The sequence below is a fragment of the Pseudoalteromonas sp. S4492 genome (assembly GCF_005886115.1).
Classification (GTDB): Bacteria; Pseudomonadota; Gammaproteobacteria; order Enterobacterales; family Alteromonadaceae; genus Pseudoalteromonas; species Pseudoalteromonas gelatinilytica.
Genome location: NZ_PNCP01000006.1, coordinates 115,341 through 122,009, shown reverse-complemented (window position 1 = coordinate 122,009; position 6,669 = coordinate 115,341). Strand labels below are relative to the sequence as shown.

Sequence of the window (6,669 nt, the reverse complement as noted above, 5' to 3'; positions counted from 1 at the left end):
TTTACCTGTGAGTGCGTCTTCTCCACAAAGATAAGCGCGTCTAACGCAACGGGAAACACAATGGTAATACTTGGTGTTCGACAAACAGATTTGCCGCTTCCTTGCTAAAGCCATCGTCCACTCCTTGAACTGATAATTTGAAATGCATTAGCTGTAACTAAAGTGTAGACAAAAAATTTTGTGCTGCAAGGGCACTTAAATGTAGTGACTGTCCATTTAAATTTGACTGTCCATTTAAATTTGTTCCTCTAGATTTCAACTGAGTACTGGGCTTAAAGTGACTGTCCACGTAAAGAGTTAAACACTTTGTTACGGAAAAAAGCTGTTCAAATATCGTCAAAACCCTATACTGCGAACAACAAGAAAAAAGATGAGGTTTTCTCGTGCAGTTCACTCAAGGTATGGAATACTTCTTTTCTGGCTTTAAATTAATTAGCCAAAAGGGGTTGAAACGTTTTGTACTTATTCCTTTAACAATCAATGTCCTGCTTTTTGGTAGTTCGCTGTTCTTTTTGTATGGCTGGCTCACCGATGGCTTCGCATACATGAACTCGTTATTGCCAGACTGGCTTAGCTGGCTCGAATGGTTAATGTGGCCGATTGCCGTGTTGGTAATTTTATTCAGTTACAGCATGCTCTTTACGGTTATAACGAATTTTATTGCGGCCCCATTCAACGGCCTGCTCAGTGAAAAAGTCGAGCTTTACTTAACTGGGCAAAAAATTAATGACGACAGCCTTTTCGATACAATGAAGGATGTACCACGCATGCTCGGCCGTGAGTGGACAAAACTGTGCTATTACCTGCCACGTGCCATAGGCTTTTTTATTTTACTTTGGATTTTACCTGTGATCGGGCAAGTTTTATGGGTGCTATTCACCTGTTGGATGTATGCGGTTCAATACGAAGACTATGCGTTCGATAACCATAAAATTAGCTTTAATGAAATGAAAGACGACTTAAAGCAAAAGCAAACACTTTCTTATGGTTTTGGTTTAGCTGTCATGATTTTAACTGCTATCCCATTCGTAAACCTAATTGTTATGCCCGTTGCTGTTTGCGGTGGCACACGATTATGGGTCGATAATTACCGTAGTAAATACCGCTCGTAAATTCGTTGTTTAGATACCTAATAAAAAGGCCAATAGTGTGAGCTATTGGCCTTTTTATTTTCAAATTAATGTTAACTATAGAGACTTTGCGGCACCTTAGTTACATTTAAATGTACGGTGACTTCTTCACGGTCATGATACAAATGTTTAGCTTGTAATTCGTAATTTACACCATACTTTTCAAGCTCTTCTTTAATCATTTTTAAACACTCATAAACACTATCAAAGCGCTTTTTCATCGGTAATTTAAGATTAAAAATAAGCTCTTTTGCGTAGGCATTCACCGCCCAATCAATCATAAGATTAGTTACTTTTGTCGGCTTTTCCACCATGTCACAGACTAACCAATGAATATTGCGCTTTTCTGGGCGATATTTAAAACCATCTACCCTAAAGTGCTTAACCTGCCCTGTTTCCATCAAATCATCATTCATTGGGCCATTGTCAATTGCACTTACAAACATGCCACGGCGCACCAGTTGATAAGTCCAGCCACCTGGGCAAGCACCTAGATCAACCCCTCGCATTCCTGGTTGCACACGGTCTTCAACTTCATGGGGTGGAATAAATACGTTAAAAGCTTCATCAAGTTTTAGCGTCGAGCGGCTCGGCGCATCACTCGGCATACGTAAACGCGGAATACCCATAAAAAATGGCGAGTTATTAAATGTATACGAGTAGCCAACATAAGCACTGTCGTTTGCTAAAAATAACACATGCATAACAGGCTTTTTCTCAGCAATTTCGCGTGTCACTTTCGAGCGTTTTTCAAGTGACTTTTTCAGTGGCGTCGAAATCTTCTTGCAGAACTTACTCAGCTCTTTACCTTCGTTGGTATCGGGTGTTTCTACACGTAAGTCGCCACACTCAGGAAAGTCGGTGGCAGCATCAACAATGGCGCTAACGCGGTCTTCAAGTGGCATGTTATCGACTAAGGTGCCAGTAAACCATTGGCGCGCAAATACCATATTTTTGAAATCTACTTTTTTCATGATTTCATCGCCGTGACTCGCATCAAAGCATTCGTAAACAACAATACCCGTATTTGGTTTTGTTTTTACGTAACCTGCAAATCCTTGTTCAGCAGCCTGAAAAGTAATTTCAGCAGCTGCATCATTTTCAAAACCACTGCGACAATAAATAACTACACTCGACATAGATAACCCTTAAAACTTATATCGTGCGGCTTGAACTAATAAAATAGCCCAACCAATAATAAAACAAACGCCGCCAATTGGGGCGATAGGCCCAAGCCATTTCATGCCCGTTAATGCGAGTAAATACAAACTACCGCTAAATAACACTGTACCCGCGATAAAAAAACCACCAGCCCAATTTAAGTTCATGCCCCACTTAATTAAGATAGCAATTGCTATCAATGCAAGGCCATGCACCATTTGGTACTCAGCGGCGGTTTTAAAAATTCCAATCGCATACTCAGAAACACGGCTTTTTAATCCATGGGCAGCAAAAGCGCCAAGCATCACCGAAAGCATGCAAAATAAGCTGCCAATCATTAAATATAGTTTGATCATTGTGCATCTCCAGCTACTAAATTCATAATAAACTGCGCTGCATAATCCGCAGCTTGCTGTAAGTTTTCTTGTTCAGTAATGCCACTTTTTTTACGTGGTTTTAATGAGTGGTCACCATCTTTGAGAAATCTAATCTCTGGCGGGTTAACCATTTCAAGGTCAGCCAGTTCTTGCTGAGAGCCAAATGTATCGCGTTCACCTTGCAGAACTAAAAATGGACATGGCATATCAACAAAATGCTCTATACGCAGTTTTTCAGGTTTACCCGGTGGATGAAACGGATAGCCAAAAGCCACAACACCAGCAATATTAGCCAAACCCTGCTCAGTACAAAGCATTGAAGCCATACGTCCGCCCATAGATTTACCACCTATAAATAGCGGTAGCTCTGGCTGGCATTCAGCTAAAACCTCTGCAAAGTAGGCAAGTAGTTTAGGAGCGCGCTCGGGTGGTCTACGCTTGCCTGTTTCTTTTGCAATTTGCATATACTGAAAATCAAACAGCGCTACATCAATATCATGCTGACTAATCAAGTTAGCCATTGTTTGCATAAACTCAGAATCACTGCCTGCCCCTGCACCATGGGCAAATATAAACTGTGCACGCGCCTTGCCCGTTGCACTTTTAAACCTCTGTAACATGTTAATACTCTTGTTCTTGCTCTACTAAACTCAACATCCAGTCTTTGAAAGACACTATTTTGCCAAGCTCTGTTTGCGATTCGCGGATCACTAAATAGTACGCATTTTTACTTTCTAACGAGTGATTAAATGGAATGACGAGTCGACCCGCATCAATATCAGGTTTTGCTAAAACGCTATTACCAATCGCAACACCCTGCCCATGCACCGCAGCTTGTAATACCATCGATGAGTGACTAAAGATTGGCCCTTGGTTAACTTGTACATTGCGCACACCTGCTGTTTTCATCCACGTTTTCCAATTTTTACGGGTGGTATCATGCAACAAGGTATGATTTGCCAAGTCGCTGGGTTGATTAAGCGGCTTAGGGCCTGTTAACAACAATGGGCTACATAATGGCACTAAGTATTCAGTGTGCAGCTTATAAGTCTGCACGCCACTCCAGTGGCCACGGCCATAATAGATAGCAATATCGACATCGTCAGAAAGTGAGTTTTCATCCTGATCTTGTGCTTTAATTCGCACGTCGATTTCTGGGTGTAATTCATTAAATAAACTAAGCCTGGGTACTAACCATTGAATTGCAAAACTTGGTGTTAAACTTACCGTGAGTGACCCTTTTGCACCTCGGGCTAGTAGTTTTTCTGTGGCATCAATCAGCTGGGTAAAAATTTCTTTTATATCTAAAAAGTAGCCTTGCCCTTCTTCGGTTAAAAGCAAAGAACGATTCTTACGTAAAAACAGCTTTAAACCTAAATGCTCTTCAAGGGTTTTAATTTGGTGGCTCACCGCGGCCTGCGTTACATATAGCTCTTCTGCCGCTTTGGTAAAGCTCAAATGGCGGGCAGCGGCTTCGAATGCTTTTAATGCATTTAAAGGAGGTAAACGACGAGACATAAACACCAAGCTTAGAATTAGTTTTTCTTATGCGTCGATTATAGCGATACAAATAAAAAAAGCGACCATGGTCGCCTTTTTCATACTTATATACCCAAACCACCTCAAGCTGCGAGTTTCAGTTGGAATTAAAAGCGATTTAGGCAAGGCATTGATTGCAAGTAATAGTGGTTCTATTATTAAAATCAATAACGCAGTATAAATCGCTTTTAAACCAACCCTTCGGGCGCTTCACAGGCACTTACTCTCATCGTTGTTACTTTTTAAAAGGGACTGCCATTCTTGCAAAGTAACGCCTTGATATTAAGCACCTGTGAAACGCTGAATTCTGCATCTTGAGGAGGATTGGGTATATTATCATAAATCGCTTGCGCTAGTATCGAGTGGTGCAAAGCTCTTAACTAAGTCATCAACCGCTTTCATTTGCGATAAATAACCTTCTAGCTTGCTTAGTGCTAATGCACATGGACCGTCACATTTTGCTTCATTCGGATTAGGGTGCGCTTCAATAAATAAACCTGCAATACCTAATGCCATGCCACTGCGAGCAAGTTCTGCAGCTTGTGCACGGCGACCATCTGCAGAGTCAGCACGGCCTCCTGGGCGTTGTAATGCATGCGTTGCATCAAAGATAACCGGCGCCATAGGCTTCATGTCATCCATACCAAGCATATCAACCACAAGGTTGTTATAACCAAAGCTCGTACCACGCTCACACAATGCAACATTGTTGTTACCCGCTTCATTAAACTTCTTAATGATATGACGCATTTCGTGTGGTGCTAAAAACTGTGGTTTTTTCACATTGATAATGGCACCCGTTTTTGCCATAGCAACAACTAGGTCAGTTTGACGAGCAAGGAATGCTGGTAACTGAATCACATCAACCACTTCAGCTACAGGAGCAGCTTGATGCGGCTCATGTACGTCGGTGATCAGTGGCACATTGAAAGTAGATTTAATTTCTTCAAAGATTTTTAAACCTTCTTCCATACCCGGACCACGGTATGAATTAATTGAAGAGCGATTCGCTTTATCAAAAGACGCTTTAAACACGTATGGAATGTTTAGCTTTGATGTAACTTCTACGTAATGCTCAGCAATACGCATCGCTAAATCACGTGATTCAAGTACGTTCATACCGCCAAACAAGACAAATGGTTTATCGTTGGCTAATTCAATCTCGTTAATTTTAATTAACTGGTTGTTCATTTCTATTCCTTAAGGTGCAACAGCTTGTAGCATTAATCCACAAATATAAGCCATGTAGGTACCAACACCATAGCCCAAAACAGCCAGTAATACACCTACTGGCGCAAGAGACGGATGGAAAGCTGATGCAACAACAGGTGCTGATGCTGCGCCGCCTACATTTGCTTGAGAGCCTACTGCCATATAAAACAGCGGTGCTTTAATTAATTTCGCCACAATAAGCATTAAGCTTGCATGGGTAATCATCCAAATCACACCCAGTACAAAGTACATTGGTGAGTCAAAAATCGCAGTGATATTCATGTGTAAGCCAATTGAAGCAACAAGAATATATAAAAAGCTTGATGCTACTTTTGACGCGCCAAAAGCTTCAATATGGCGAACTTTAGTAAACGATAAACTAATACCAATTGTGGTTGAGATAACGATTAACCAAAAGAATTTACTGTTTAAACTATATTCTTGTGCCCAAGGGAAGTTAGCCCCAAAAAACGGACCTAAAAAGTCAGCACAAAAGTGCGCAAGACCCGTAATACCAAAGGCAATTGCGATAATCGTCATGTAATCATTCAAGGTTGGCATACGCGCATGCTCAGCATGATATTTTTCTACGCGTTCTTTAAGCTCTTCAATGGCACGCGTATCTGCGCCCGTTTTTGCATCAATCGCTTTATGGTTTGCAGCCATTAATAACAATACGGCCATCCATAAATTCGCCACAATTACATCAACGGTGACCATTGCAGAGAAAATATCACCGCCTACTTCAAACATTTCTTTCATTGATGCTTGGTTTGCACCGCCACCAATCCAACTACCAGCAATAGTCGTCATACCGCGCCAAACTGCATCAGGGCCATGACCACCCACCGCTTCTGGGTAAACGGCACTCATCACTAAAATAGCAAGAGGTCCACCAATAACGATACCCATGGTACCCGTTAAAAACATGATTAATGCTTTTGGACCCAGGTTAAGAATCGCTTTTAAATCAATACTGATGGTAAGCAATATTAAGCAAGCTGGCAGTAAATAGCGCGACGCCACAAAATAAACATTTGAAGAGTGACCATCAACAATACCAAAGGTATTGAGTAACGAAGGTAAAAAATAGCAAAGCAATAACGCTGGTACATATTTATAAAATTTTTGGAACGCAGCATTATTACTGTGAGAGGTTTTAAAAATAAACCCCAAAATAACGGCAAGCAAACCAAGTACGACTGCGTCATTGGTAATTAGCGCACTGTGGGCGTCAGTCATAAATGTTC

General features: G+C 41.2%; 7 protein-coding genes and 1 pseudogene. 1 reads left to right on the top strand and 7 read right to left on the bottom strand.

What is annotated here, in order from left to right; genetic code table 11:
• Nucleotides 1–114 (bottom strand): annotated as a pseudogene (locus CWC28_RS22490) (transposase); the annotation flags it as partial.
• A gap of 287 nt (nt 115–401) precedes the next feature.
• On the opposite strand from CWC28_RS22490, the gene cysZ reads away from it, so the two are divergent.
• Entirely contained in the window at nt 402–1,112 is a 711-nt protein-coding gene (cysZ, locus tag CWC28_RS03020) for a sulfate transporter CysZ (protein WP_171038281.1), read from the top strand.
• Nucleotides 1,113–1,183: 71 nt separating this feature from the next.
• Here the strand turns inward: cysZ and rlmM are convergent, their stop codons facing one another.
• The 6 genes from rlmM to CWC28_RS02990 form a co-directional block, all read right to left on the bottom strand.
• Entirely contained in the window at nt 1,184–2,269 is a 1,086-nt protein-coding gene (rlmM, locus tag CWC28_RS03015) for a 23S rRNA (cytidine(2498)-2'-O)-methyltransferase RlmM (RefSeq protein ID WP_138624711.1), read from the bottom strand.
• A 9-nt stretch (nt 2,270–2,278) separates the two neighbouring features.
• Nucleotides 2,279–2,647: a DUF423 domain-containing protein gene (locus tag CWC28_RS03010; RefSeq protein WP_138624710.1), complete on the bottom strand. Its 369-nt coding sequence runs from the start codon at nt 2,645–2,647 to the stop codon at nt 2,279–2,281.
• Nucleotides 2,644–3,288, bottom strand: coding sequence for an alpha/beta family hydrolase (locus CWC28_RS03005; RefSeq protein WP_138624709.1), 645 nt, complete (start codon nt 3,286–3,288; stop codon nt 2,644–2,646). Before CWC28_RS03005 ends, CWC28_RS03010 begins: the two co-directional genes overlap by 4 nt.
• A 1-nt stretch (nt 3,289) precedes the next feature.
• Nucleotides 3,290–4,186 (bottom strand): transcriptional regulator GcvA, encoded by an 897-nt coding sequence (locus CWC28_RS03000; RefSeq protein ID WP_063706073.1) that lies wholly within the window; start codon nt 4,184–4,186, stop codon nt 3,290–3,292.
• A gap of 357 nt (nt 4,187–4,543) precedes the next feature.
• Nucleotides 4,544–5,398 (bottom strand): 3-deoxy-8-phosphooctulonate synthase, encoded by an 855-nt coding sequence (gene kdsA, locus CWC28_RS02995; protein ID WP_054561809.1) that lies wholly within the window; start codon nt 5,396–5,398, stop codon nt 4,544–4,546.
• Between the two features lie 9 nt (nt 5,399–5,407).
• Complete coding sequence (locus CWC28_RS02990; RefSeq protein ID WP_063706075.1) at nt 5,408–6,661, bottom strand: DUF819 family protein; 1,254 nt, start codon at nt 6,659–6,661, stop codon at nt 5,408–5,410.
• Nucleotides 6,662–6,669 lie beyond the last annotated feature (8 nt).